Source organism: Alkalihalobacterium chitinilyticum, from assembly GCF_029028005.1.
Classification (GTDB): domain Bacteria; phylum Bacillota; class Bacilli; order Bacillales; family Bacillaceae_F; genus Alkalihalobacterium; species Alkalihalobacterium chitinilyticum.
This window is the reverse complement of sequence record NZ_JAOTPO010000003.1, coordinates 146,240-171,192: the sequence shown is the minus strand read 5'-3', so window position 1 is coordinate 171,192 and position 24,953 is coordinate 146,240. Positions and strand designations below refer to the sequence as shown.

Here is a 24,953-nt window from a genome sequence, read left to right as displayed (position 1 = left end):
TTTTGACAAATTTTATACGTTTTCACTATTCCGTAATATTTTCCTTTAAAGTCTTGCTTTTTCTTATGGATAGATTTATTATTGTAATCGTTTAGTACATAATTATTCATGAGCATGGCACGTAAGTTACCCAAAGTTAGCCTAGTGAATTTACAAAGGGATTTACTATGCATAGTGGAAACAGTCATTCTCATTCAATACGCCAAAGGGGTGGAGAAAATGATCAATCAACTTTCTTGGAAAGTTGGAGGACAGCAAGGGGAAGGTATTGAAAGTACCGGAGAAATCTTTGCTATTGCACTTAATCGTTTAGGGTACTATTTGTACGGGTATCGACACTTTTCTTCTCGTATCAAAGGTGGACATACGAACAATAAAATCAGAGTAAGCACAAAGCAACTTAATGCAATTTCAGACGACTTAGATATCTTAGTAGCATTTGACCAAGAAACAATTGATGTCAACTACCATGAACTTCGTGAAGGTGGAGTAGTTGTTGCTGATGCTAAATTCAATCCTACATTAGCAGAGGATTCTAAAGCGACATTGTATGCGGTTCCATTTACTGAAATTGCTAATGAACTCGGAACTTCTCTTATGAAGAACATGGTTGCAGTTGGTGCATCAAGTGCTATCCTTGGTTTACCTGCAGAGTCTTACCGTGAAGTTGTTGAAGAGATCTTTAAGAAAAAAGGTATGTCAGTTGTTGAAAAGAACATGGAGGCTATTCAAGCTGGTGCTGACTTCTTCAACAAAGAGGCTGGTGGTCAAATTGAGTCTCTTCAATTAGAAAAAGCTGATGGGAAAAAACGTATGTTCTTAATCGGGAATGATGCGATCGCGATGGGTGCTCTTGCTGGAGGATGCCGTTTCATGCCTGCATACCCTATTACTCCTGCATCAGAAATCATGGAATATTTAATCAAAAAGCTTCCTGAGTTCGGTGGAACAGTTATTCAAACTGAAGATGAGATTGCTGCTGTAACGATGGCGATTGGTGCCAACTATGCTGGTGTTCGTACACTAACAGCTTCAGCTGGTCCTGGTTTATCACTAATGGCAGAAGCGATTGGTCTTTCTGGTATTACAGAAGTTCCATTAGTACTCGTTGACACACAACGCGGGGGTCCTAGTACTGGATTACCAACAAAGCAAGAACAATCTGATTTAATGGCAATGGTATATAACACTCACGGTGATATCCCGAAAGTTGTTATTACTCCAAGTACAGTAGAAGAGGCATTCTACGATACAATTGAAGCATTCAATATTGCTGAAGAGTATCAATGTCCTGTCATTATTGTAACTGACCTTGCTTTATCATTAGGTAAGCAAACAGTCGAGCCATTAGATTACAATAAGATTGAAATTCGCCGAGGTAAGTTTGATATAAATGAAGAGTTACCTGAGCGTGTAGATGGAGAGTACTTCAAACGCTTCTTAGTAACTGAAGATGGAGTATCACCACGTGTTGCTCCAGGAATGAAAAATGGTGTTCACCACGTAACTGGGGTTGAACATGATGAAACAGGGAAACCATCTGAAAGCCCTGAAAACCGTGTAGCACAAATGGACAAGCGATTACGCAAATTAAACACGTTGGCGGACCGCTTCGATACACCGGTATATACGAATGCACCACATGAAGAAGCAGATCTATTAGTTATTGGTATTAACTCTACTCGTGGAACAATTAACGAAGCAATGCCACGATTAGAAGCTGATGGAATTAAAGTAAACCATGCACATGTACGTTTACTGCACCCATTCCCGACAGAACAATTAAAGCCATTAATGGATCGTGCTAAGAAAGTTGTAGTTATTGAAAATAACGCAACTGCACAATTAGCAAGTATTATTAAGATGAATGTTGGCGGAACAAATGTTGAGAGTATGCTTAAATATGACGGTAACCCATTCCTGCCATCAGATATCTACAAACAATGCAAGGAGTTGGTCTAAATGGCAACATTTAAAGACTTTCGTAACAAAGTAAAGCCTAACTGGTGTCCAGGGTGTGGGGATTTCTCGGTACAGGCAGCTATCCAACGTGCCGCTGCAAATGCTGGATTAGAGCCAGATAGTCTTGCTGTTGTTTCAGGTATTGGCTGTTCTGGTCGTATCTCGGGTTACATTAACTCATATGGTTTCCATGGTGTCCATGGCCGTGCTTTACCAATTGCACAAGGTGTAAAAATGGCAAATCGTGATTTAACAGTTATCGCTTCAGGTGGAGACGGTGATGGATTTGCGATCGGTATGGGGCATACAGTTCATGCTATTCGTCGTAACATCGACATTACGTATATCGTAATGGATAACCAAATTTACGGTTTAACAAAAGGTCAAACATCACCTCGTAGTGAAATGGGCTTTAAAACAAAGAGTACTCCAGGTGGTTCAATTGAGTCTGCGTTAAACGTAATGGAAACAGCTCTAACTGCAGGAGCAACTTTTGTTGCACAAAGCTTCTCAAGTGACCTTAAAGAACTAACATCTTTAATTGAACAAGGGATTAACCATAAAGGTTTCTCATTAATCAACGTATTTAGTCCTTGTGTTACATTTAATAAAGTTAACACATATGACTGGTTTAAAGATAACCTAACTAGCCTGTCTGCAATTGAAGGTTACGATTCGTCTAATCGTATGCAAGCGATGCAAACGTTGATGGAAAATAATGGTCTAGTTACAGGTCTTATCTACCAAGACAAAGAAAAGAAATCGTACCAAGAACTAGTTGCTGGTTACGACGAAAATGGTCTTTCTAAACAAGACCTAAAACTTGATGAAGAGAAATTCAATCAGTTAATGGCTGAATTCATGTAATTTAATATAATTAGGAAAAGACGTCCAATGGAATTGGGCGTCTTTTTCATAATTGTATCATAGTAAAAAGAGAATTTATATAAATTTCAGAAAATTGTTAAAATATTTTGATGGATTTCTTTCCTTTAGTGTTAAAATTAAGAATGTAACAGATTAATCGTATTGGGGGAGATGAAAGGTGTTTAGTTTTTATTCCCGTATAGTTGTTGCATATGATGGTTCTTCTTTAGGAAAGAAAGCATTAGAAATGGCAAAAGCTTTAGCAAAACAAGATGACAGAATTGAAGTTAACGTTCTCTATGTATTAAATCCGAAATACTTAGGAAGTGAATTTGGCGTTTATGAAATGCTTTTGGAAAACCAGAAGGAAAAGATTAAAAAAACATTAGATGATGCAAAATCCGTCATGGAGGAGTTAAAAAACCCCAAAGACTATGTCGTATTAAATGGTAATCCTGCAGAAATGATCATCGAGTATTCGAAAAAGAAAGATGTCGACCTGATTGTAATTGGAAGCAGAGGGCTTAGTACAATTAAAGAAATTGTCTTAGGCAGTGTAAGCCATAATGTTGTACAACATGCACACTGTCCGGTACTTGTAGCTAAATAAATAAAGAATTTATAAGGTGCATCTAGTCTTTAGGATGCATCTTTTTTATTATCGATCTAAAGACAGTCTGCCATTGTGTTTTAAATAAAAGACATAGATTTTATGATTCTATCTTAAGCCATAAAGTTTCATTAGTTCTTCAAGGGTTATTCATATGAAATGTTGTGTAGAATGATAGAAGCGTATATAATATTATTTTGTACGTCTCATTATATTTCTCTAAAATATGAGAAAGGAGCTATATATTATGAATGAAAATAATAACAACAAAAGCAAAAAGGTTTCCACACAGGACGTAAAATCCTCTAGTGGAAACAGTTCTAAAGACTATAGTAAATATTTCGACTTCTCTAATGCTAAAGTGACAGAGAGAGAAGATGGTAAAAAAGTAATGAAAATTAGTGGCCGTAGTATTCTGATTAACGATCAACCGGATTATTCAAAAGGTAAGCGTCGCGGTAAGGAAGATGTTCAAGTTCATTATGACTTTAACATTCCTGAAGATATGAAAGAAATTGGTAAAGGAAAATCTTTCTTAATTCGCACATACGGCTGTCAAATGAACTACCATGATACAGAAAACATGGCAGGGATGCTATTAGAGCTAGGATTTACAGAAACAGAAGATACAAATATAGCAGATATCATTATTTTAAACACTTGTGCGATCCGTGAAAATGCAGAAAACAAAGTGTTTGGTGAAATTGGTAATTTAAAGCCTCTAAAAAGAGAAAGACCAGAATTAATCTTAGCAGTATGTGGCTGTATGTCACAAGAAGAAGGCGTAGTAAACCGTATTATGCAGAAGCATCAGCACATTGACCTGATTTTTGGAACTCACAATATTCACCGCTTACCACAATTATTAAAAGATGCGATCTTTGGTAAGGAAATGGTTGTTGAAGTTTGGTCAAAAGAAGGCGATATTGTTGAAAATATGCCACGTAAGCGTCAAGGTAATACTCAAGCGTGGGTAAATATTATGTATGGCTGTGACAAGTTCTGTACGTATTGTATCGTCCCTTATACGCGAGGAAAGGAACGTAGCCGCCTTCCTGAGGATATTATTGCAGAAGTACGTGAGTTAGCTCGCCTAGGCTACAAAGAAGTGACTTTGCTTGGTCAGAACGTAAATGCATACGGTAAAGATATCGAAGGAATAGATTATGGACTTGGAGATTTAATGGATGAACTCCGTAAAATTGACATTCCAAGAATTCGCTTCACGACAAGTCACCCGAGAGACTTTGATGATCATTTAATTGAAGTTCTTGCTAAAGGTGGGAACTTAGTTGAGCATATCCATTTACCGGTGCAACACGGAAATTCAGAAATTCTAAAATTAATGGCACGTAAGTATTCACGTGAGCAATATTTAGTGTTAGCTGGTAAAATAAAAGAAGCGATTCCAAATGCATCTTTTACGACTGATTTAATCGTTGGTTTTCCAAACGAAACCGAAGAGCAGTTTGAAGATACACTTTCATTAGTACGTGAAATTGAGTTTGACAGTGCGTTTACGTACATCTACTCGCCACGTGAAGGTACACCTGCCGCTAAAATGGTTGATAATGTTCCAATGGAAGTTAAAAAAGAGAGACTAGCTCGTTTAAATGCTTTAATTAATGAAATTTCAGCTAAGAGAAACTTAGATTATCAAGATAAAGTGGTCGAAGTTTTAGTTGAAGGAGAAAGTAAGAAGAATCCAGAGATTTTATCAGGTCGTACACGAACTAATCGTCTTGTGAACTTTAAAGGGCCGGAGTCAGTTATCGGCAACATCGTCTATGTAAAAGTGACAGATGCTAAAACGTGGTCGTTAGATGGAGAAATGGTTGAATTAGCAGAGGTGAAGGAATAATGGAAAAAATGTATACGAAAAGAGAAATTGTTGAGAAAGCAACAGAACTGGCAAAAATGATTGCTGAAACAGAAGAAGTAGATTTCTTTAAGAAAGCCGAAAAGCAAATTAATGAAAATGTAAAAGTTCAAGAATTAATGGCTAAAATCAAGCGTACACAAAAAGAGGCTGTTAACCTACAACATTATGGTAAAATAGAGGCCCTAAAAAAAGCAGAAGCTAAAATTGATGCTTATCAAGAAGAGTTAGATCAAATTCCGTTAGTACAAGAATTTACAAGCAGTCAAATGGAAGTTAATGATATTCTTCAACTTGTATCATCAACGATTTCTAATACGGTGACAGATGAAATTATTAAGTCAATGGATGGAGATCTATTAAAAGGGACAACGACGAAAAGTCCATTCAGTTCAGGTGGATGCAAAAGCTAAGGACCTATCAAGAAGCCTACTCTAATTAAGAGAGGCTTCTTTTTTTAGTAGATCTGTATGTAAATAAATTCATAGCTGTACTGACGGAATTAAAGCTACATACTATCGTTAAATAGTTCCAAGAAAGAAAGTTTAATAATTCTTTCATGTATTCTGCTGCATGTGAATACTCTATATTAATCAATGAAAAACTGCCCAAAAAATAATTTAATCAAATCTAGAAAAGGGAACATAATTGTAAGGTTTGCCTCATATCGTTTTATAGATTATGTATTGAAATTATCGTCTCTTTCTACAAGAAGAAATTAATTTTTTTGGCACAATGGTTATTCGCCCTGCATAGGATGGAAGTGAAGAAATTGGCGACGCTAGTTTGACCTAAGACTAAGACATCGTATTTTGAATTAGATGGACGCCGGTCTAATTTATCGGACTATCAAAGTCAGGCTTTCTCCTATGACTTAACTTCGACACCTAGACACGATGTTGAAGCGAAGTACTTACGGCGACATGCCGAGTTTTTCTAACGATTTGATCGAGGAGGGTTCACTCATGTCACAAACGGATAACTTAAATTATCGTGAAATTATTACGAAGGCGGTTTGTGGTAAGGGAAGAAAGTTTACTCAAGCTAGTCATACAGTAAGCCCTTCCCACAAGCCTACTAGTATCCTTGGTTGTTGGATTATCAACCATAGGTACGAAGCAGCTAAAAAAGGAGATACGGTGGAAGTACAAGGCAGTTATGACATTAACTGTTGGTATTCTCACCAAAACAACACGAAGACTGAAGTAGCTACTGAAACGGTAACTTACACAGACGTGGTACCATTGCAAGTTAAGGATGACAACATTTTATCTGATGATGTGCAGGTTATGGCTAAAGCAATTCAGCAGCCTAACACACTTGAAGCAACAATTTCACCGAATGGCTCAAGTGTTGTCGTTCAAGTAGAACGTGAATTCTTGACTGAAGTAATTGGCGAAACGAAAATTCATGTCGCGGTTCATCCTGATGGAACGATTGCTGAATTAGATCCTTCAATGTTTGAAGAAGACGTAACGGATGAAGAGTTCGAAGACTTAGACCCTAACTTCATGATGGGTGACACAGAAGAATAGTTGATTGGAGCTAGGAAGGAAACTACTTCCTAGTTTTTTTATTTTTATGGATGTGTACTTATTGAGGTGTCAGGCACCTTTAACCAACTAAAGGTGCCTGACACCTCTTCTATGAATATGATATAATGATAGGCGTAAAATGTAGAATTTTGGGGGATTACAATGGCACAGCATACGCCTATGATACAGCAATATTTAGGAATTAAGGCACAATATAAAGATGCCTTTTTATTTTTTCGTTTAGGAGATTTTTATGAATTATTCTTTGAAGATGCGAAGCTCGCAGCAAAAGAATTAGAGATTACATTGACTGGAAGAGGTGGTGGTGAGGACCGAATTCCGATGTGTGGAGTTCCTTATCACTCAGCTGAGCAATATATTACTCAATTAATAGAAAAAGGGTATAAGGTTGCCCTATGTGAGCAAGTAGAGGACCCGAGAGAAGCGAAAGGCGTCGTTAAACGGGAGGTTGTGAAGTTAATTACGCCTGGAACAGTAATGGATGGTAAAACCATTGCTGATAAAGAAAATAATTTTATAACATCTGTATCCGATCTGGATGATGGACGGTTCGGTTTTGTTCGTACGGATTTAACGACTGGTGAAAGTTCTATTACCGTATTAACGGGTGGAATAGATGAAGTCATTTATGAGCTTGCTTCGACTGCAGCTAAAGAAGTCATTGTTTCACCAGACTTTAACGAGTCGTATCTTGAGATGGTAAAGCAGCGATTAGCAATCACTATATCATTTGAAGCGGATGAGGGAGTGCCTGAATTCTTTAAACCAAATTGTGAAGGAATTGAACATGACTACCTCGTGGCAACGATTGGAAGGCTATGTAATTATTTAGTTCGAACACAAAGGCGTTCGCTCGATCATTTACAGCAAGTTCAATATTATACGGCTAATCAATATATGAAAATTGATTATCATTCAAAGCGAAACCTAGAATTAATTGAAACGATTCGAGAGAAAAAGAAAAAAGGCTCATTACTATGGATTGTTGATGCAACTGTAACGGCTATGGGTGCCCGCTTACTAAAAAAGTGGTTAGAGCGTCCATTAATTAATCAAGGAGAAATTGAAGAGCGTTTAACCGTTGTTGAGACTCTTATGGAGCAGTTCTTTGCTAAGGAAGAGTTAAGAGAAGCGCTGACGGAAGTATATGATTTAGAACGCCTAGCCGGGAAGGTAGCCTACGGTAATGTGAATGCACGTGAACTTGTGCAACTACGCAGATCCCTTCAACAGGTTCCCAAGATCGTTCATATCGTACAACAGCTTAATGTACCTCTATCAGAACGCTTAATTACGACAATCGATCACTGTGATGAACTTTTAGACTTGTTAGAAACGAGTATTGTTGACGATCCCCCGCTCTCTGTAAAGGATGGCGGCATGATTAAAGCTGGTTTTAATAGGGAACTAGATACTTATAGAGATGCGAGCTTAAATGGAAAGACGTGGATTGCTGCACTTGAACAAAGAGAGCGGCAGGAAACCGGGATCAAATCGCTTAAGATTGGATATAACAAGGTCTTTGGCTACTATATTGAGGTTACTAAGTCGAATATCCCAAATCTGCCAGAAGGGCGTTACGAGCGAAAACAAACGCTAGCGAATGCTGAACGTTATATAACGCCAGAACTTAAAGAAAAGGAAACACTCATTCTAGAAGCAGAAGAAAAAATAGAGTTGCTTGAATATGATTTATTTCAAATGATCCGTGAACAAGTAAAAAGTTATATACGCCAACTTCAACAACTTGCTAAAACCATTAGTACAATCGATGTTTTACAAAGCTTTGCGACAATTAGTAATGAACAACACTTTGTGAGACCGCAATTTACTGAAGATCGTCAAATTCAAATTGAGAATGGCCGGCATCCGGTCGTTGAAAAAATGATTGACCGTGGTCAATACGTTTCAAATGATGTTGTCATGGATCGTGAACGGGAAATCTTATTAATTACGGGACCAAATATGGCCGGTAAAAGTACGTATATGAGACAGTTAGCATTAACATCGATTATGGCGCAAGTCGGGTGTTTTGTTCCTGCAACAACTGCAGTTCTTCCAATTTTTGATCAGATCTTTACAAGAATTGGTGCAGCAGATGATTTGGCAAGCGGACAAAGTACATTTATGGTGGAAATGTTAGAAACAAAACATGCATTAACAAATGCAACAGAAAATAGTCTGATTCTTTTAGATGAAATTGGCAGAGGAACATCTACCTACGATGGGATGGCACTCGCTCAGGCGATTGTTGAATATATTCATGAACAAATTGGAGCCAAGACTTTATTCTCCACTCACTATCATGAACTTACCGCTTTAGAACAACAATTAGAACGACTTAAGAACGTTCATGTTTCAGCAATAGAGGAAGATGGAAAAGTTGTCTTTTTACACAAAGTGGTTGACGGACAAGCTGACAGAAGCTATGGGATCTATGTTGCGCAATTAGCAGAACTTCCAGAACATGTGATTGTTCGAGCTGATGAAATTTTACACCAATTAGAGGGCGGCGAAAAACAAGCAGTATTACCTGCCGAACCTAAGAAAGAACTTAAAGTACACGAAGAAAAAGAGGAACAACCTGTGCAGTTATCTTTATTTGGTGAAGAAGAGCAACGACCGAAAAGAACACAAGTTAGCTATGTAGAAACAGGAATTATTAAAGACATAAAAATGTTAGACATCCTCAATATGACACCATTTGAAGCGTTACAAATGTTAAATGACATTCAACGCAAATTAAGAAAATAGCAAAGGGAGGTGCGTGAAGCCATGGGGAAAATTGTAAAGTTAGATGAACAGCTTTCAAATAAAATCGCAGCTGGGGAAGTGGTGGAACGCCCCGCTTCAATTGTTAAAGAGTTAGTCGAGAATGCAATTGATGCAAACAGCACACAAATCGTCATTGAAGTTGAAGAAGGCGGACTTTCCAAAATTAGAATACTGGATAATGGTGATGGTATTTTGCCTGATGATGTTGAAACGGCATTTTATAGACATGCAACAAGCAAGATTAAGACGGACAAAGACCTTTTCCATATTACGACTTTAGGTTTTCGTGGAGAAGCCCTTCCAAGTATCGCTTCGGTATCATACCTTGAATTGAATACAAGTACAGGTGATGGTGCAGGGACAAGTATTCAATTAGAAGGTGGAAAAATAATTGCAAAACAGTCGGCTAACAGCAGGAAAGGAACTGAAATAACGATAACAAACCTTTTTTATAATACTCCGGCGAGGTTGAAGTATTTGAAGACAGTTCACACGGAATTGGGTAACATAAGTGATATTGTAAATCGCATTGCACTGGCAAACCCTGAAATTGCATTTGAACTTTACCATAACGGCAAGCAAATGCTACAGACGAATGGAAATGGAAGTCAACTGCAAGTCTTACATTCGATATATGGTGCGGCTGTCGCTAAACAAATGTTACCAATCGAATTAGAAACGATTGACTTTCAAGTTACCGGTTTTATTGTGAAGCCTGAGGTAACTAGAGCATCCAGGCAATATATGTCTACATTTGTAAATGGAAGATATATTAGAAATTATTCATTAGCAAGAGCGATCCAAGAAGGGTATCATACGTTGCTTCCAATTGGTCGGTATCCGATTGTTGTACTTAACATAAAGATGGATCCTTTATTAATTGACGTCAATGTTCATCCTTCTAAATTGGAAGTTCGATTAAGTAAAGAAGATGAACTAACGACGCTCGTCAAAGAGGGAATTCAGAATGTCTTTAAAAAAACACAGCTCATTCCTGAAGTCGTTCGAGAAAAGAAGGAAAAACCAAAATCTGAACAAATTGCTTTTCAACTCCATCATGAAAAACAACAGGTAAGGCCAGTTGAATATCAACCGACTATTCCTGTGACTGAAACCTACAATGCGTCTACACCAACTAAACACTATGCAGAACAAGCAATCGAAACTGACGATGATTTTCAAGAGGAAAACAGCATCTCTTGCGAAACAGTAGAGAAAGTCGAAATGCAAAAAGATATACCAGTAGAAATTGCAGTTAAAGAACAACCGTCGCCTGATTTGGAACGAAGTGATCGTGTGCCGACTCTTTACCCGATTGGTCAAATGCACGGAACGTATATTCTTGCCCAAAATGAACAAGGTTTATATATTATTGATCAACACGCGGCACAAGAAAGAATTAAATATGAATATTTTAAAGAAAAAGTCGGACAAGTTACTTCACAACTACAAGACCTTCTCGTTCCAATCACACTTGAATGCACTCAGAGTGAATTTATTACCTTAAAGGAACACACTGAAGAATTAAAAGAAGTCGGATTGTTTTTAGAGCCGTTCGGTAATCAAACCTATATTATCCGCTCGTATCCAACTTGGCTTCCAAAAGGTCATGAAGATGAAACATTGCGAGAAATGATTGACGAAGTCCTTTCTAAGAAAAAAATAGACATCAAAAAACTTCGTGAAGAAGCTGCCATACTCATGTCTTGTAAGGCAGCGATTAAAGCTAATCGTCATTTAAGGACGGATGAACAGTTTGCTTTATTAGAAAGTTTACGGAAATGTATCGATCCGTTCACTTGTCCACATGGGCGCCCAATCCTTATTCATTACTCGACGTATGAAATGGAAAAAATGTTCAAAAGGATCATGTAAAAAGTGATGTGTAATGATTATCACTCTTTCAATATGGATATAATGATAGATGGCATATCTACTAATTAGTTGCGATAAAGGCGGGAAAAAGTCTATAATATGGAAGCACTATAGTGAATGTGGAGAGATAATGTGTATATAACAACAGCCTTAAAGCATAATGAAAAGTTAGTAGAAGAAGCTAAAACGATAAGCTTAGACTTGGATGCACTATATATTGACAGGGAAGACAAACCGATAGAGGTGATGATAGAAGAGCTTGGGGATGACATTTTTGTAGTCGGGAAGAAAAAGCTCTTCTATTACTCCATTCATTCAACAGAGCCTTTCTTTTTTCACCCTAATTCGGCGATGTTCCGTTTTAAAAGATTACAGAAAGACGGTTATGATCCATTTATAGAAGTTTCCCAGTTGCAAGAAGGGATGTCTCTATTAGATTGTACGTTAGGTCTTGGGTCGGATGCGATTATTGCTCAATCAGTCGTTGGTTCATCGGGAAAAGTGGCAGGGATTGAAGGGAGCCGGTCAATCGCCTATATTGTTAAAGAAGGTTTGAAGCATTGGGATTCTGGTAATAACTTGTTTAATCAAGCGATGCGCTCGGTACAAGTTATTCATGGGAATCACTTTGAAGTCCTCCGTAGATTAGAAGATGCTAGCTACGATGTCGTTTATTTTGATCCGATGTTTGAAGCTGATCTAGAAACATCGCAAGGCTTAACACCGCTAAAGTCCTTAGCCCTGTATCAACCAATAACTGTTGAAACAATTAAAGAGGCAAAGCGGGTAGCGAGACAACGGGTTGTTTTTAAAGATCATTGGAAAAGTGATCGGTTTGCTAAATTCGGTTTTGACGTGATAAAAAGACGAACTTCTAAATTTCATTTCGGTTACTACGATATAAACAGTCAAATGAATAAATGAAAAAGAAACAAAAAGGGTGTTGTCATGAAGGAGAAGCTTGTTGTTATAGTTGGCCCTACAGCGGTTGGAAAAACTAAGATGGGCATAGAGCTAGCCAAACGTTTCAACGGGGAAATTATTAGTGGTGACTCCATGCAAATTTATAAAGAGATGGACATTGGTACCGCGAAAGTAACGATAGAAGAGATGGATGGAATTCCTCATCACTTGATTGACATCAAGGAGCCGACAGAGCCTTTTTCGGTTGCTGAATTTAAAGGTTACGTTCAGCCACTGATAAAATCGTTAAATGCACAAGGAAAATTACCATTTATCGTTGGAGGAACGGGTCTATATATAAACTCAGTCATACAAGATTATAACTTTGCGGATACATCTACTGATTTCAAGTTTCGAGAAGAAATGGAGAAGTTTGTAGAAGAGCATGGAGTTGAACAACTTCATCAGCAATTAAGAGTTGTGGATCCTGTCAGTTATAATGCTATTCATCCGAATAATTACAGACGAGTTATTCGAGCCTTAGAAGTGTTGAAGCTAACGGGAAAAACATTATCTGAATACCAACAGACCCAAACGAAAGAGTCGCCTTATGACTATGTCTTTATTGGCCTGACGATGGACCGGGACGTATTATATAAGCGTATAAACGACCGTGTCGATCTGATGATTGAACAGGGGCTGATAGAAGAAGCGTACCGTCTGTATAATCATGGGGTTCGGGAATGTCAATCTGTACAAGCCATTGGCTATAAAGAAATTTATGAATACATAGAAGGAAAAGTGACTAAGGAAGAAGCGATCGAAATCTTAAAGCGAAACTCTAGACGTTATGCGAAAAGACAATATACATGGTTTCGAAATAAAGCAGATGTTCACTGGTTTAACATGACAAATGCAAATTTTAATGAAAAGATTATAGAAATTCAACAATTTATAGAAGGAAAGCTTTATAATCATAGCGAAATAAAATAACAGTACATAGAAGGGGGACTTATAAATGAAGCAATCCGTTAACATTCAAGACCAATTCCTAAATCAACTACGCAAGGATAATATCGCAGTTACTGTTTTCTTGTTAAATGGTTTCCAGTTACGTGGATTAATTAAAGCGTTTGATAATTTCACAATTATCCTAGAGAGTGAAGGAAAACAGCAACTTGTTTATAAACATGCTATTTCAACTTTTGCTCCGCAGCGTAATGTTCAAGTGAATATTGATCCAGAACAACAATCGTAAAGATTGGAATTGGTGAGGGTTACTCGTAAGTGTTATTACCTTGATACTAAGATGCATATCTTAGTAAGGTATTGTGCACTTTGGAGTAACCCTCTTTTTCTTGCTGAAAAATCTTATTAGGCATTTGTCACAAAAACTAGGCGGATGCGTATAGTATTGTAATCGATTGTAAACAGAGGGGTGAAACAATGAAAAATACAACAGTTACCCGCTCGAAAGGACAAATTAATGTTGTCCTGAACCGTGAAAATAAGCGAGATAAGGAAAGTTTATATCGAAAAGAACAACCTTTTGGAAATACATTGGCCGAAAAACATGAAGTGCTTGAGCGTATGGAAAAAGAATTGTCCTCGTTAGTTGGATTAAACGATGTAAAACAATTGTTAAAAGAAGTATATGCGTGGCTTTACATCAATAACTGTCGTAAAGAAAATGGGTTAAAAAGTTCTAGACAGTCTTTGCACATGATTTTTAAAGGCAATCCTGGAACGGGAAAGACGACAGTAGCGCGCCTCATTGCGAAGCTATTTCATGAAATGGAAGTACTTTCGAAGGGACATCTGATTGAAGTTGAGAGAGCTGATTTAGTAGGTGAATATATTGGACATACCGCGCAAAAAACGAGAGAAGTACTAAAGAAAGCTCTGGGTGGGGTGCTATTTATTGATGAAGCGTATTCTTTAGCTCGCGGAGGAGAAAAGGATTTTGGTAAAGAAGCGATCGATACGCTAGTTAAAGCAATGGAAGATCAACAACATGACTTTATTTTAATTTTAGCTGGGTACGGTAGAGAAATGGATTATTTCCTATCCCTAAATCCTGGTTTGCCATCCCGTTTCCCAATCACCATTCCTTTTGAAGATTATTCAACGGAAGAATTAATGGAAATTAGTGAAATTATGTTAGCGGAAAGAGAATATCAGCTATCAAGGCAAGGGGAACAAAAAGTTCGAGATTATTTACGACGCATTAAAGGAGAACAAGGAAAAACGTTTAGCAATGGCCGATTTGTGAGAAACTTAATTGAGCAAGCAATTCGTACTCAGGCTGTTCGCCTTCTGGTTGAAGGGAAGTACGACCGGCAATCACTATCCACTCTTCAAGCAGAAGACTTTGACTTTGAGAAGTCTAGAGTCCAGCCGTTTTCTTGACATTTTGTGGACGTATGTGTAATATCTTCAAGACGGAATTAGAAATCGAAGGTTGTGAGTTCATAGTGCAAGAAGTTAGAAATGATTCAAAAGAACGCGTTATCTTAGCAGGTTGTCAAACGAAAGATCGAAATGATGACCATTTCTTATATTCTATGGAAGAGCTTAAATCTTTAACAGCAACGGCTAACGGTGAAGTTGTTGCTATGATTGATCAAAAGAAAGTGTCCATTGATCCGGCGACCTATTTAGGACGTGGTAAAATCGAGGAGCTTTCGCTGCTAATAGAAGAGAAAGAACCAGATTTAGTGATTTTTAATGATGAGTTATCGGCTGGTCAAATTCGAAATATATCCTCTATATTTGGAGAAGGTGTACGTGTGATAGACCGTACGCAGCTCATCTTAGATATATTTGCGCAACGAGCGCAATCAAGGGAGGGTAAGCTCCAAGTTGAGCTTGCCCAATTAAATTATCTTCTGCCCCGTCTTATGGGACGAGGTTTAGCTTTATCTCGTTTAGGTGGTGGAATAGGAACGCGTGGTCCCGGTGAAACACAGTTAGAAACTGATAGAAGGCATATCCGCCGTCGTATGGACGAAATCAAACAGCAACTATCAACGATCGTTCAACATCGAAAACAGTATCGCGAGCGACGAAAAGAAAATCAAGTGTTACAAATCGCCTTGGTTGGTTATACAAATGCAGGGAAATCTACAATTCTTAATCGTTTAACTGCGGCTGACACATTTGAACAAAACCTATTGTTTGCAACTTTAGATCCGACGACAAGAAAATTGAAATTACCGAGTGGATTGAACGTTTTATTGTCCGATACGGTAGGATTTATTCAAGATCTTCCAACGACATTAATTGCTGCCTTCCGTTCAACGTTAGAGGAAGTTCAAGAGGCTGACCTGATTTTACATATTATTGATGCCTCACATGAGAATTTTAGTGAGCACGAGAAGACCGTTTTAAAGTTATTAGAGGATCTGGATGTTAATGAGATACCGATGTTGACAGTCTATAATAAAGCGGATCTAATTCAGGATAAAGAAGATGTTTTTGTTCATTCATCAGAACTGTTAATCTCAGCAAAAGATGAAAAGCAATTAAGAAAGCTGCAAGATAAGATTGAAGAAACACTTAAACAAGAAATGGTCTTTTATAAAGCAAAAATTCATTCCGATCAAGGAAAATTACTAGCAAGAATTAAAACGGAAACAATTCTTTTAAATCAAGATTGGGATGAAGAAACAGAAACTTATGAATGTGAGGGATACGTTCATCCGAATCACTCACTTGCACATCAACTAAACCAAACAGAGCATTAAATAGCAGGGAGAATAGTATGTACGAACAATTTTCATTTGGACAACAATTACAACCAATTGTAGAGAGAACAGAGAAGAAATTAACAGAACAATTTCAAGAAATTGATCGAGTGACTGAAACAAACCAGCTTCGAGTTTTACAAGCCTTTCAAAAATTTCAAGTCGGTGATTTTCATTTTACACCTTCGACTGGTTATGGTTATGACGATACAGGAAGAGACACTTTAGAAGCGATCTATGCCCACGTATTTGGAGCTGAAGCTGGTTTAGTTCGACCGCAAATCATTTCAGGTACCCATGCGATCGCTACAGCACTATTCGGTGTCCTTCGTCCTGGAGATGAATTAGTTTATATTACAGGTAAACCGTATGATACATTAGAAGAAGTTGTAGGTATTCGGGGAAATGGAAACGGCTCTTTAAAAGACTTTCAAGTGTCGTATAATGCGATACCACTAACAGCTGAAGGAACAGTCGATTTTACAGCTGTGCAACAAGCGATTACAGAAAAAACAAAAGTGATTGGAATTCAGCGTTCGAAAGGTTATGATAACCGTCCATCATTCACAATTGATCAAATTGAAGAAATGATTCGATTTGTAAAAGAAATAAAAAGCGACGTTATTGTTTTCGTTGATAATTGCTACGGTGAATTTGTAGAATTGAAAGAACCGTGCCATGTCGGAGCCGACTTAATGGCGGGGTCTCTCATTAAAAATCCTGGGGGGGGCATCGTAAAAACAGGCGGCTATTTAGTTGGAAAAAAAGAGTTAGTAGAGTTAGCCTCCTATCGTTTAGCAGCACCAGGTATCGGTGCGGAAGGCGGCGCCTCTTTATACAGCTTGCTCGAAATGTATCAAGGTTTCTTTTTAGCTCCTCATACCGTATCCCAGGCGTTAAAGGGAGCTCACTTTACAGCTGCTTTCCTCGAAGAATTAGGAATGAATACACAGCCCGCATGGTACCAAAAAAGAACAGATCTCATACAATCCGTACAATTTGACGATCGTGATAAGATGGTTGCATTCTGTCAGGCAATTCAACAGGCCTCGCCGATAAATTCGCATGTCGTCCCACATCCAAGTCCAATGCCGGGTTATGAGGATGATGTTATTATGGCGGCGGGAACTTTTATCCAAGGGGCAAGTATCGAGCTGTCAGCCGATGGTCCGTTGCGTCCTCCTTATGTTGCCTATGTACAAGGGGGATTAACCTATTCTCACGTAAAAATTGCAGTTGTGAAGGCTGTAAATCATCTATTGGAAAAAAGGTATTTGATACTTTAAGGCAAAAGCACTCAGGGGAGTGCTTTTTTTTTATGTGATTTTATGAGGAATCGCAGTAATAGCGGTACTCCTAAAAGATCTAGAATGCGAATGTTAGAAAAAGATCGAAAAAAGTAATAATTTGAAAAAAACCAATGTTAACTTTCCTCACATCTATTGACACGATAGCTAACATCTATTATTCTAATAATAAGTTCTAGAGAAGGAGGTTTGGTTATGAGCGATCAAATCCGTCGTAATATGCCACTGTTTCCAATAGGTATAGTAAAACAGTTAACAGAATTATCAGCAAGACAAATTCGTTATTACGAAGAGCATGGACTCATTCATCCAGTGAGAACAAACGGTAATCAACGTTTATTTTCATTCAATGATGTAGATAAGCTTTTAGAAATTAAAACATTAATTGAACAGGGTATTAATATATCAGGAATTAAGAGAATTCTTGAGTTAAATGAAAAAGCGGCTGAAATGGGGACAATAGCTCAAGGACAACCAGCTGAAATCTCGGATAAAGAACTGCGTAAACATTTGAAGAATGAACTGATAATGGCCGGTCGAAACGGGAAGGCTTCTATTATACAGGGGCAGTTATCTCGCTTCTTCCACTAAAATCAATTCTTTTATAAACTCTTGAAAGGGGAATACATAATATGGCTAAGTTTACTAAAGAAGATATTCAGAAAGTAGCAAAAGAAGAAAATGTACGTTTTATTCGTTTACAGTTTACGGATTTAATGGGGATTATTAAAAACGTAGAAATTCCTGTCAATCAACTTACGAAAGCATTAAGCAACCAAATGATGTTTGATGGTTCATCAATTGAGGGATTTGTTCGTATTGAAGAGTCTGATATGTATCTATATCCAGATCTTGATACTTGGGTAATCTTCCCTTGGACTTCAGAAAAAGGTAAAGTTGCACGTTTAATTTGTGATGTTTACCAACCAGGTAAACCAGGTGAAGCACCGACTCCATTTGCAGGAGACCCGCGTGGTATTTTAAAGCGTGTATTAAAAGAAGCAGAAGAGTTAGGGTTTACATCTTTTAACATTGGACCTGAACCAGAGTTCTTCCTTTTCAAAAATGATGAAAAAGGTGAGCCGACTTTAGAATTAAATGATAAAGGTGGATATTTCGATTTAGCTCCTACTGACTTAGGAGAGAACTGCCGCCGCGATATCGTACTTGAGTTAGAAGAAATGGGCTTTGAAATTGAAGCATCTCACCATGAAGTAGCTCCAGGGCAACATGAAATTGACTTCAAATATGCGGATGCAATTAAAGCGTGTGATGAGATCCAAACATTTAAGCTAGTTGTAAAAACAATTGCTCGTAAACATGGATTACATGCAACGTTCATGCCTAAACCATTATTTGGTGTGAACGGATCAGGGATGCATTGTAACATGTCTTTATTCACATCTGAAGGAAATGCTTTCTTCGACGAGACGACAGAATCTCAATTAAGTGAAACAGCAATGCAGTTCTTAGCTGGTATTTTAGATCATGCGGAAGGATTTACAGCTATTACGAACCCGCTTGTAAACTCATATAAGCGTTTAGTTCCTGGCTACGAAGCACCAGTATACGTTGCATGGTCAATGCGCAACCGAAGTCCATTAATCCGCATTCCAAACTCTCGTGGTTTAAGTACTCGCGTAGAAGTTCGTTCTCCAGACCCGGCTGCGAACCCTTACTTAGCAATGGCTGTTATGCTGGCTGCTGGACTTGATGGAATCAAGCGTAAGCTTACTCCACCAAAAGCAACTGACCGTAACATCTACATCATGAGTAAAGAAGAGCGTGAGGAAGAAGGAATTAAAGATCTTCCAGCAACTTTAAAAGAAGCAATGGATAAATTAGCTCAAGATGAAGTGTTAGTCAAAGCTTTAGGTGAGCATGCTGTTGAGCACTTTATTGAAGCTAAAGAAATCGAGTGGGATATGTTCCGTACACAAGTTCACCCTTGGGAGCGCGAACAGTACTTATCTTCATATTAAAAAACATAAAAACCTTGGAGCTATATGCTTCAAGGTTTTTTTAAATTTGGCTCATAAGCTGACAAAAAATCAATTTTAAATGAAACTTGCCGAATAGTTGCCGGTACAATCAAAAAAGATGTGGATAGTAAAAAAAATACCCCGGCTTAAGGGGTACTTTTTTAATGAATGGTTCGAAACACACCAATTACTTTTCCAAGGATCGTACAGTTCTTAAGAATAATCGGCTCCATCGTTGAATTTTCAGGTTGAAGGCGTATATAGTCTTTTTCACGGAAGAAGCGCTTAACGGTTGCTTCATCTTCTTCAGTCATAGCTACTATAATGTCTCCGTTGTTTGCTGTTTGCTGTTGACGAACGATAACCATATCTCCATCGAAAATCCCGGCTTCTATCATACTATCTCCATCAATGATAAGAACATAGACTGAATCGTTAGAAACTAGTCGTTCCGGTAAAGGAATATACTCTTCTACATTTTCAATAGCTGTAATAGGTTGTCCAGCTGTTACTTTTCCGATGACTGGAACAAAAGACGTTCTTGTATCTATTCCCGGTTCAGCTTCAACTTGATCATGGTCAATAACTTCAATTGCTCTTGGTTTAGTCGGGTCACGGCGAATAAGGCCTTTTTTTTCGAGGCGAGACAGATGACCGTGTACAGTAGAACTTGACGCTAGCCCTACAGCTTCACCAATCTCTCGGACTGAAGGTGGATAACCTTTTTTTCGTACTTCGGTTTTGATATAATCTAAGATTTCTTGTTGTCTTTTTGACACTTTTGTCATCACTGACACCTCATTTATCCAATTAATCTTAAATAAAGTATATCATGTCAAAAAAACGGATGCAAACATAAGTTCTAATTTATTATTGACACGAATAAGCGTTCTCTTCTACAATAATAGACAAGAACATACATTCCTATGAGGTGATTTTGATGAAATTAATAAATTTAAGTCGACAAGAGATTTCACTAGTTATTATATTTGTACTTTCTATCGTGTTTTTTGCATATATGTCTTTAGCTGGTGCTGAAAAACAAGGGTTAGCAGAGCCTGTTGAAGTAGTTGTTAAAGAGGGAGATACATTATGGGGGTTTGCTACTAGGTATGAACATCCATTTTCAATTGATGAGTTTATACAATGGGTGCTCCAAACGAATGAGATGCAAGAGTCAAATTTAATAGCAGGACAAACATTAGTCATTCCAGTAGATACAAACAGTAGGTGAATATAGTTGGTAAAGGCAGTTATTTATTGTAGGGTAAGTACGAATAATGAGGAGCAAACATCATCTTTGAACCGACAAGCTGAGGAGTTAATGGATTTAGCTGACCGTCTTCAGTTTGAAGTGGTACAGGTTGTAAAGGAGCGGTTAAGCGGCTACGAGACAGATAGAGAAGGAATCATTGAAGTATTAGAATTACTTAAGAATGGTGCAGATGTATTACTCATCCAAGACGATACGAGGTTAGGAAGAGGAAATACAAAGACTGCTCTTCTTTTTCAGATTAGAAAAATGAACAAAAAGATTTATACTTTATCTAGTTTGGGGAACGAACTAGAACCAACTGAAATGGACACGATCCTAATGGATATCATTGGAATTGTGGAGGAATATCAACGGAAATTACATAACATGAAAATTAAAAGAGGGATGAAGAAAGCTATAAATGAAGGATACCGCCCCCAAAAGAACTTAACAAATCATCAAATGGGCGGCAGAAAGAGAAAAGAATTACCGATTGATGAAATTATCAAGTTAAGAGATAAAGGACTTACTTTTTCTGAGATTAGCAGTTTTTTAAACGGGATTGGTTATGATACGTCGAAAGCAACGGTAAATCGGCGGTATTTAGAGCATATTGAAAAAGTCAACAAAGTTGAATGATATTAGTTGTTCGTGTACATTAATAGAAGAAATGGATGAGTCTTCTAGGAGGAATAAAGGATGTTATCAAAAGAGAAAATTGCACGAATAAATGAACTAGCCAATCGAGCTAAAACTACAGGTTTAACTGCAAAGGAAGTTGAAGAACAGAAGGAATTAAGAGCAGAATATGTGAAAACATTTCGTGCATCGTTTAAAAACCAACTTCACTCTGTTAAAGTCGTGGATGAAAAAGGGCAGGATGTCACCCCTAAAAAGTTAAAAGATGCCAAAAAAGGAAATAACGATATACAACATTAATTGGATGATATTACTTATTATCGTAAAAGCTAACTTTGATAGATAAAATTTACTTTGATTCCTTGTTAAAACAAGAAAGAAAGTATATGATGAAAAACGTATAGACACTAGTTAGATATAATAGAAAGGGTGACAAAAGGGATGACTTCTCACGTTGAAAAATTAGCAGTAAATACGATCCGAACGTTATCAATCGATAGTATTGAAAAAGCAAATTCAGGACATCCAGGTATGCCAATGGGAGCAGCACCAATGGCATTTTCATTATGGACAAAATACATGGCGCATAACCCTAGCAACCCAGACTGGTTTAACCGTGACCGCTTTGTTCTTTCAGCAGGGCATGGTTCGATGTTACTTTACAGCCTCTTACACTTAACAGGTTATGATTTATCGATCGAGGAATTACAAAACTTTAGGCAGTGGGGAAGTAAGACACCAGGCCATCCAGAGTTTGGTCACACGCCAGGTGTTGAAGCAACTACAGGTCCTTTAGGACAAGGTGTTGCAATGGCAGTAGGTTTTGCAATGGCAGAACGACACTTAGCTAGTACATATAATAAGGATAATTTCCCAGTTGTTGATCACTATACGTATTCTATTTGCGGTGATGGGGACTTAATGGAAGGTGTTTCTCAAGAAGCAGCTTCACTTGCAGGGCATCTTAAACTAGGTCGCCTCGTGATTATGTATGATTCAAATGACATTTCTTTAGATGGCGAATTAAATATGGCATTTTCTGAAAATGTAGCACAACGTTACGAAGCCTACGGGTGGCAAGTAATTCGTGTTGAAGACGGGAATGACCTTGACGAAATTGGAAAAGCGATTGAGTCTGCAAAAGCCGATGATCGCCCTACATTAATAGAAGTGAAGACAACGATTGGCTATGGCTCTCCAAATAAATCAGGGAAATCTGCATCACATGGTGCACCGCTTGGTTCAGATGAAGTTAAATTAACGAAGGAAACATACGAGTGGGCGTTTGAAAATGAGTTCCATATTCCTGAAGAAGTTGCTGAATACTATGCGAATGTAAAAGAAGCAGGTGCGAAGCAAGAAGCTGAGTGGAATGAGATGTTCTCGAAATATAAAGAAGCGTATCCTGAGCTTGCTGCACAATTAGAAATGGCTATCAAAGGCGAGCTTCCACAAGGGTGGGCTGATCATGCACCTGTTTATGAAGTAGGAAAAGGAGTGGCTACTCGTTCTGCTTCAGGAGATGCTATTAATGCATTTGCAGCTACTGTTCCACAATTAATTGGTGGTTCAGCAGACTTAGCTTCATCGAATAAGACAATGATGAAAAACACAGGTAATTTTAATCGTGAGGACTACAGTGGTCGTAACATTTGGTTTGGTGTCCGTGAGTTTGCGATGGGTGCAGCTGTAAATGGTATGGCTCTTCACGGCGGTGTTAAAGTATTCGGTTCGACGTTCTTCGTTTTCTCGGATTACTTAAGACCAGCCATTCGCCTGTCGGCACTAATGAAGTTACCAGTAATCTATGTATTTACACATGACAGTATTGCGGTTGGTGAAGATGGACCGACACATGAGCCTGTGGAGCAATTAGCTTCATTGCGAGCTATGCCTGATATTTCAATCATTCGTCCTGCGGATGGACATGAGACTGTCTCAGCATGGCGCTTGGCTTTAGAAAGTAAAGATCAGCCAACAATTCTCGTATTATCACGTCAAAACTTAACTACGCTTGAAACAACACAAGAACATTCTTATGAAGGTGTGAAAAAGGGTGCTTATGTCGTTTCAAAAGCGATCGGACAAGCTAGTGCGCTATTACTAGCAAGTGGGTCCGAGGTGACATTAGCGGTAGAGGCTCAAAAAGTGTTAGAAAAAGAAGGCATCTATACATCTGTTGTAAGTATGCCGAGCTGGGATCGTTTTGAGCAGCAGTCTGCTGAATATAAAGAAAGTGTCATTCCGAGTGAAGTGAAAGTTCGATTAGGTATCGAAATGGGCTCATCATTAGGTTGGAGTAAGTATGTAGGTGATCAAGGTGATGTAATTGCCATTGATCGTTTCGGTGCATCTGCTCCTGGTGAGAAAATCATGGAAGAATACGGATTTACAGTTGAGAATGTCGTTGCACGTGTTAAAGCAATGCTTCAAAAATAATAATTCAATTACTGTACAGAAGGACTGACTGCATAGGTCAGTCTTTTCTGCGTACTCGGTCCTTAGTATATGCAAACGAAACAAGCTCTTTTAACTTATGTTAGTTTTCGTCTTCATGAAATTTTTAGTTCCCGCACAAGTATTTCTAAACAATCGACAAAATTAGAAGGTATGTTCTCCATTAAAGTGACAACAATTTTTCTCCCACTATATTATACTTGTCAAAAATGGTGGGGGGAATATGATGCGAAAATATGATATCTACCTAATTAACGAGGAAGTGGCTCAACATTATTTTGGACAAGAGTCTAAACTTTTTCACTTATTCTTAGATGAGACAAGAGCGTTAGAGGATACTAAAGATATTATTAAGAAACAAATTGAATATATTTCAAGTCCGATATCTGTTATTGAACTACAACAAAGATTACTCCAATCCTTTAAACATCGTACCGATTATTTCTTTTTTGACCATGCCCATCGTATTCATTTGACTGAACCATATAGTAAAGCACAGTTGTTTATCTTCCCAAATTATATACATATGGTTAGTGACGGATCGTTTGAAGCGGAAACCATGTTTTTTGAAGTGATGAGGAAAATTAGCCCGTCTTTTTTTGCACTCGATGTTTCAACATATCGGTACGGGTGGTTAAACCCCATTAAACAAGTAAAGCTTGTATAAAGATTTTTTCATTTGACCTTTTATTCATTGGTGGGTTACGTTATAATAAATAAGATTGTAGTAGTCATTCTATAATAATTTGATGAAAATGTTTTTCAACAAGAAGGAGGAAGCCGTTTTATGTGGATTAATATCCTAGTAGGTACATTGTGCCTTATTGGTGGAGTTGCGATTGGCTTTTTTATTGCCCGTAAAACAATGATGAACTATTTAAAGAAAAACCCGCCAATTAACGAACAAATGTTACGCGTCATGATGATGCAGATGGGACAAAATCCGTCACAGAAGAAAATCAACCAGATGATGAAGGCGATGCAAAAGCAAACTGGCAAATAATCTTTGCTAGGACAGGCTTTTCAGCTATAGAGGGAAATTATAAATTATTAAAAGTACATGGAAAGGTTAATTCTTGTCCATATTTATGGTTAATCTTTCATCTACTAAAAAACCACTATTTTCTGTTAGAAAAATTA

At 37.8% G+C, this 24,953-nt stretch carries 23 protein-coding genes; 22 read left to right on the top strand and 1 reads right to left on the bottom strand.

All coding sequences use genetic code 11. The features are described from left to right. Window positions 1–219 precede the first annotated feature (219 nt). The 16 genes from N7Z68_RS05775 to glnA all read left to right on the top strand — a co-directional run bounded on the left by N7Z68_RS05775 (window position 220) and on the right by glnA (window position 19,462). Window positions 220–1,962: a 2-oxoacid:acceptor oxidoreductase subunit alpha gene (locus N7Z68_RS05775; RefSeq protein WP_308447212.1), complete on the top strand. Its 1,743-nt coding sequence runs from the start codon at window positions 220–222 to the stop codon at window positions 1,960–1,962. Then, complete coding sequence (locus N7Z68_RS05770) at window positions 1,963–2,829, top strand: 2-oxoacid:ferredoxin oxidoreductase subunit beta (protein WP_275117516.1); 867 nt, start codon at window positions 1,963–1,965, stop codon at window positions 2,827–2,829. It abuts the gene before it with no gap. A gap of 178 nt (window positions 2,830–3,007) precedes the next feature. Next, window positions 3,008–3,439, top strand: a complete 432-nt coding sequence (locus N7Z68_RS05765) for a universal stress protein (RefSeq protein ID WP_275117515.1) — start codon at window positions 3,008–3,010, stop codon at window positions 3,437–3,439. A 247-nt stretch (window positions 3,440–3,686) separates the two neighbouring features. Beyond that, window positions 3,687–5,300, top strand: coding sequence for a tRNA (N6-isopentenyl adenosine(37)-C2)-methylthiotransferase MiaB (gene miaB / locus N7Z68_RS05760; RefSeq protein WP_275117514.1), 1,614 nt, complete (start codon window positions 3,687–3,689; stop codon window positions 5,298–5,300). Beyond that, on the top strand, window positions 5,300–5,731 hold the full coding sequence (locus tag N7Z68_RS05755) for a YlbF/YmcA family competence regulator (RefSeq protein ID WP_275117513.1): 432 nt from the start codon (window positions 5,300–5,302) through the stop codon (window positions 5,729–5,731). Before miaB ends, N7Z68_RS05755 begins: the two co-directional genes overlap by 1 nt. Window positions 5,732–6,283: 552 nt before the next feature. Then, window positions 6,284–6,853, top strand: coding sequence for an outer spore coat protein CotE (locus tag N7Z68_RS05750; protein WP_275117512.1), 570 nt, complete (start codon window positions 6,284–6,286; stop codon window positions 6,851–6,853). Window positions 6,854–7,015: 162 nt separating this feature from the next. Continuing rightward, the gene (gene mutS / locus N7Z68_RS05745; protein WP_275117511.1) at window positions 7,016–9,628 is read left to right on the top strand and encodes a DNA mismatch repair protein MutS; all 2,613 of its coding nucleotides are present in this window, start codon (window positions 7,016–7,018) and stop codon (window positions 9,626–9,628) included. A 21-nt stretch (window positions 9,629–9,649) separates the two neighbouring features. Next, window positions 9,650–11,524, top strand: coding sequence for a DNA mismatch repair endonuclease MutL (mutL, locus tag N7Z68_RS05740; protein ID WP_275117510.1), 1,875 nt, complete (start codon window positions 9,650–9,652; stop codon window positions 11,522–11,524). 132 nt (window positions 11,525–11,656) lie between these two features. Further along, window positions 11,657–12,448: a class I SAM-dependent methyltransferase gene (locus N7Z68_RS05735; RefSeq protein WP_275117509.1), complete on the top strand. Its 792-nt coding sequence runs from the start codon at window positions 11,657–11,659 to the stop codon at window positions 12,446–12,448. 24 nt (window positions 12,449–12,472) lie between these two features. After that, window positions 12,473–13,420 (top strand): tRNA (adenosine(37)-N6)-dimethylallyltransferase MiaA, encoded by a 948-nt coding sequence (miaA, locus tag N7Z68_RS05730; RefSeq protein ID WP_275117508.1) that lies wholly within the window; start codon window positions 12,473–12,475, stop codon window positions 13,418–13,420. 25 nt (window positions 13,421–13,445) lie between these two features. After that, window positions 13,446–13,685: an RNA chaperone Hfq gene (gene hfq, locus N7Z68_RS05725; RefSeq protein WP_075386030.1), complete on the top strand. Its 240-nt coding sequence runs from the start codon at window positions 13,446–13,448 to the stop codon at window positions 13,683–13,685. A gap of 188 nt (window positions 13,686–13,873) precedes the next feature. After that, window positions 13,874–14,836: a stage V sporulation protein K gene (gene spoVK / locus N7Z68_RS05720; protein ID WP_275117507.1), complete on the top strand. Its 963-nt coding sequence runs from the start codon at window positions 13,874–13,876 to the stop codon at window positions 14,834–14,836. A 65-nt stretch (window positions 14,837–14,901) separates the two neighbouring features. After that, window positions 14,902–16,173, top strand: a complete 1,272-nt coding sequence (hflX, locus tag N7Z68_RS05715) for a GTPase HflX (RefSeq protein WP_275117506.1) — start codon at window positions 14,902–14,904, stop codon at window positions 16,171–16,173. A 17-nt stretch (window positions 16,174–16,190) separates the two neighbouring features. After that, on the top strand, window positions 16,191–17,459 hold the full coding sequence (locus tag N7Z68_RS05710; protein WP_275117505.1) for a methionine gamma-lyase family protein: 1,269 nt from the start codon (window positions 16,191–16,193) through the stop codon (window positions 17,457–17,459). A 216-nt stretch (window positions 17,460–17,675) separates the two neighbouring features. Beyond that, entirely contained in the window at window positions 17,676–18,071 is a 396-nt protein-coding gene (locus N7Z68_RS05705) for a MerR family transcriptional regulator (RefSeq protein WP_275117504.1), read from the top strand. Window positions 18,072–18,112: 41 nt separating this feature from the next. Beyond that, window positions 18,113–19,462, top strand: a complete 1,350-nt coding sequence (gene glnA / locus N7Z68_RS05700) for a type I glutamate--ammonia ligase (RefSeq protein WP_275117503.1) — start codon at window positions 18,113–18,115, stop codon at window positions 19,460–19,462. Between the two features lie 161 nt (window positions 19,463–19,623). On the opposite strand, the gene lexA is transcribed toward glnA, so the two are convergent. Beyond that, window positions 19,624–20,250, bottom strand: a complete 627-nt coding sequence (gene lexA / locus N7Z68_RS05695; protein ID WP_275117502.1) for a transcriptional repressor LexA — start codon at window positions 20,248–20,250, stop codon at window positions 19,624–19,626. A 152-nt stretch (window positions 20,251–20,402) separates the two neighbouring features. Here lexA and yneA point away from each other — a divergent pair, with 152 nt between their 5' ends. The 6 genes from yneA (at window position 20,403) to N7Z68_RS05665 (ending at window position 24,816) form a co-directional block, all read left to right on the top strand. Next, window positions 20,403–20,696, top strand: coding sequence for a cell division suppressor protein YneA (yneA, locus tag N7Z68_RS05690; protein ID WP_275117501.1), 294 nt, complete (start codon window positions 20,403–20,405; stop codon window positions 20,694–20,696). Between the two features lie 6 nt (window positions 20,697–20,702). Next, window positions 20,703–21,356, top strand: coding sequence for a YneB family resolvase-like protein (locus tag N7Z68_RS05685; RefSeq protein WP_275117500.1), 654 nt, complete (start codon window positions 20,703–20,705; stop codon window positions 21,354–21,356). Window positions 21,357–21,416: 60 nt separating this feature from the next. Next, a complete protein-coding gene (locus N7Z68_RS05680) occupies window positions 21,417–21,656 on the top strand; it encodes a DUF896 domain-containing protein (RefSeq protein ID WP_275117499.1) in 240 nt (79 codons plus the stop codon). 141 nt (window positions 21,657–21,797) lie between these two features. Continuing rightward, entirely contained in the window at window positions 21,798–23,795 is a 1,998-nt protein-coding gene (tkt, locus tag N7Z68_RS05675) for a transketolase (protein ID WP_275117498.1), read from the top strand. Between the two features lie 241 nt (window positions 23,796–24,036). Continuing rightward, the gene (gene sirA, locus N7Z68_RS05670) at window positions 24,037–24,480 is read left to right on the top strand and encodes a sporulation inhibitor of replication protein SirA (RefSeq protein ID WP_275117497.1); all 444 of its coding nucleotides are present in this window, start codon (window positions 24,037–24,039) and stop codon (window positions 24,478–24,480) included. 120 nt (window positions 24,481–24,600) lie between these two features. Continuing rightward, on the top strand, window positions 24,601–24,816 hold the full coding sequence (locus N7Z68_RS05665) for a YneF family protein (RefSeq protein WP_275117496.1): 216 nt from the start codon (window positions 24,601–24,603) through the stop codon (window positions 24,814–24,816). The last annotated feature ends 137 nt before the right edge of the window (window positions 24,817–24,953 follow it).

Excerpts from the sequence above, each read along its gene's own strand:
- N7Z68_RS05775 (WP_308447212.1), top strand. The coding sequence starts at position 220 with ATGATCAATCAACTTTCTTGGAAAGTTGGAGGACAGCAAGGGGAAGGT.
- N7Z68_RS05770 (WP_275117516.1), top strand. The coding sequence starts at position 1,963 with ATGGCAACATTTAAAGACTTTCGTAACAAAGTAAAGCCTAACTGGTGT.
- miaB (WP_275117514.1), top strand. The coding sequence starts at position 3,687 with ATGAATGAAAATAATAACAACAAAAGCAAAAAGGTTTCCACACAGGAC.
- N7Z68_RS05755 (WP_275117513.1), top strand. The coding sequence starts at position 5,300 with ATGGAAAAAATGTATACGAAAAGAGAAATTGTTGAGAAAGCAACAGAA.
- N7Z68_RS05750 (WP_275117512.1), top strand. The coding sequence starts at position 6,284 with ATGTCACAAACGGATAACTTAAATTATCGTGAAATTATTACGAAGGCG.
- mutS (WP_275117511.1), top strand. The coding sequence starts at position 7,016 with ATGGCACAGCATACGCCTATGATACAGCAATATTTAGGAATTAAGGCA.
- mutL (WP_275117510.1), top strand. The coding sequence starts at position 9,650 with ATGGGGAAAATTGTAAAGTTAGATGAACAGCTTTCAAATAAAATCGCA.
- miaA (WP_275117508.1), top strand. The coding sequence starts at position 12,473 with ATGAAGGAGAAGCTTGTTGTTATAGTTGGCCCTACAGCGGTTGGAAAA.
- hfq (WP_075386030.1), top strand. The coding sequence starts at position 13,446 with ATGAAGCAATCCGTTAACATTCAAGACCAATTCCTAAATCAACTACGC.
- spoVK (WP_275117507.1), top strand. The coding sequence starts at position 13,874 with ATGAAAAATACAACAGTTACCCGCTCGAAAGGACAAATTAATGTTGTC.
- N7Z68_RS05710 (WP_275117505.1), top strand. The coding sequence starts at position 16,191 with ATGTACGAACAATTTTCATTTGGACAACAATTACAACCAATTGTAGAG.
- N7Z68_RS05705 (WP_275117504.1), top strand. The coding sequence starts at position 17,676 with ATGAGCGATCAAATCCGTCGTAATATGCCACTGTTTCCAATAGGTATA.
- glnA (WP_275117503.1), top strand. The coding sequence starts at position 18,113 with ATGGCTAAGTTTACTAAAGAAGATATTCAGAAAGTAGCAAAAGAAGAA.
- lexA (WP_275117502.1), bottom strand. The coding sequence starts at position 20,250 with ATGACAAAAGTGTCAAAAAGACAACAAGAAATCTTAGATTATATCAAA.
- yneA (WP_275117501.1), top strand. The coding sequence starts at position 20,403 with ATGAAATTAATAAATTTAAGTCGACAAGAGATTTCACTAGTTATTATA.
- N7Z68_RS05680 (WP_275117499.1), top strand. The coding sequence starts at position 21,417 with ATGTTATCAAAAGAGAAAATTGCACGAATAAATGAACTAGCCAATCGA.
- tkt (WP_275117498.1), top strand. The coding sequence starts at position 21,798 with ATGACTTCTCACGTTGAAAAATTAGCAGTAAATACGATCCGAACGTTA.
- sirA (WP_275117497.1), top strand. The coding sequence starts at position 24,037 with ATGATGCGAAAATATGATATCTACCTAATTAACGAGGAAGTGGCTCAA.
- N7Z68_RS05665 (WP_275117496.1), top strand. The coding sequence starts at position 24,601 with ATGTGGATTAATATCCTAGTAGGTACATTGTGCCTTATTGGTGGAGTT.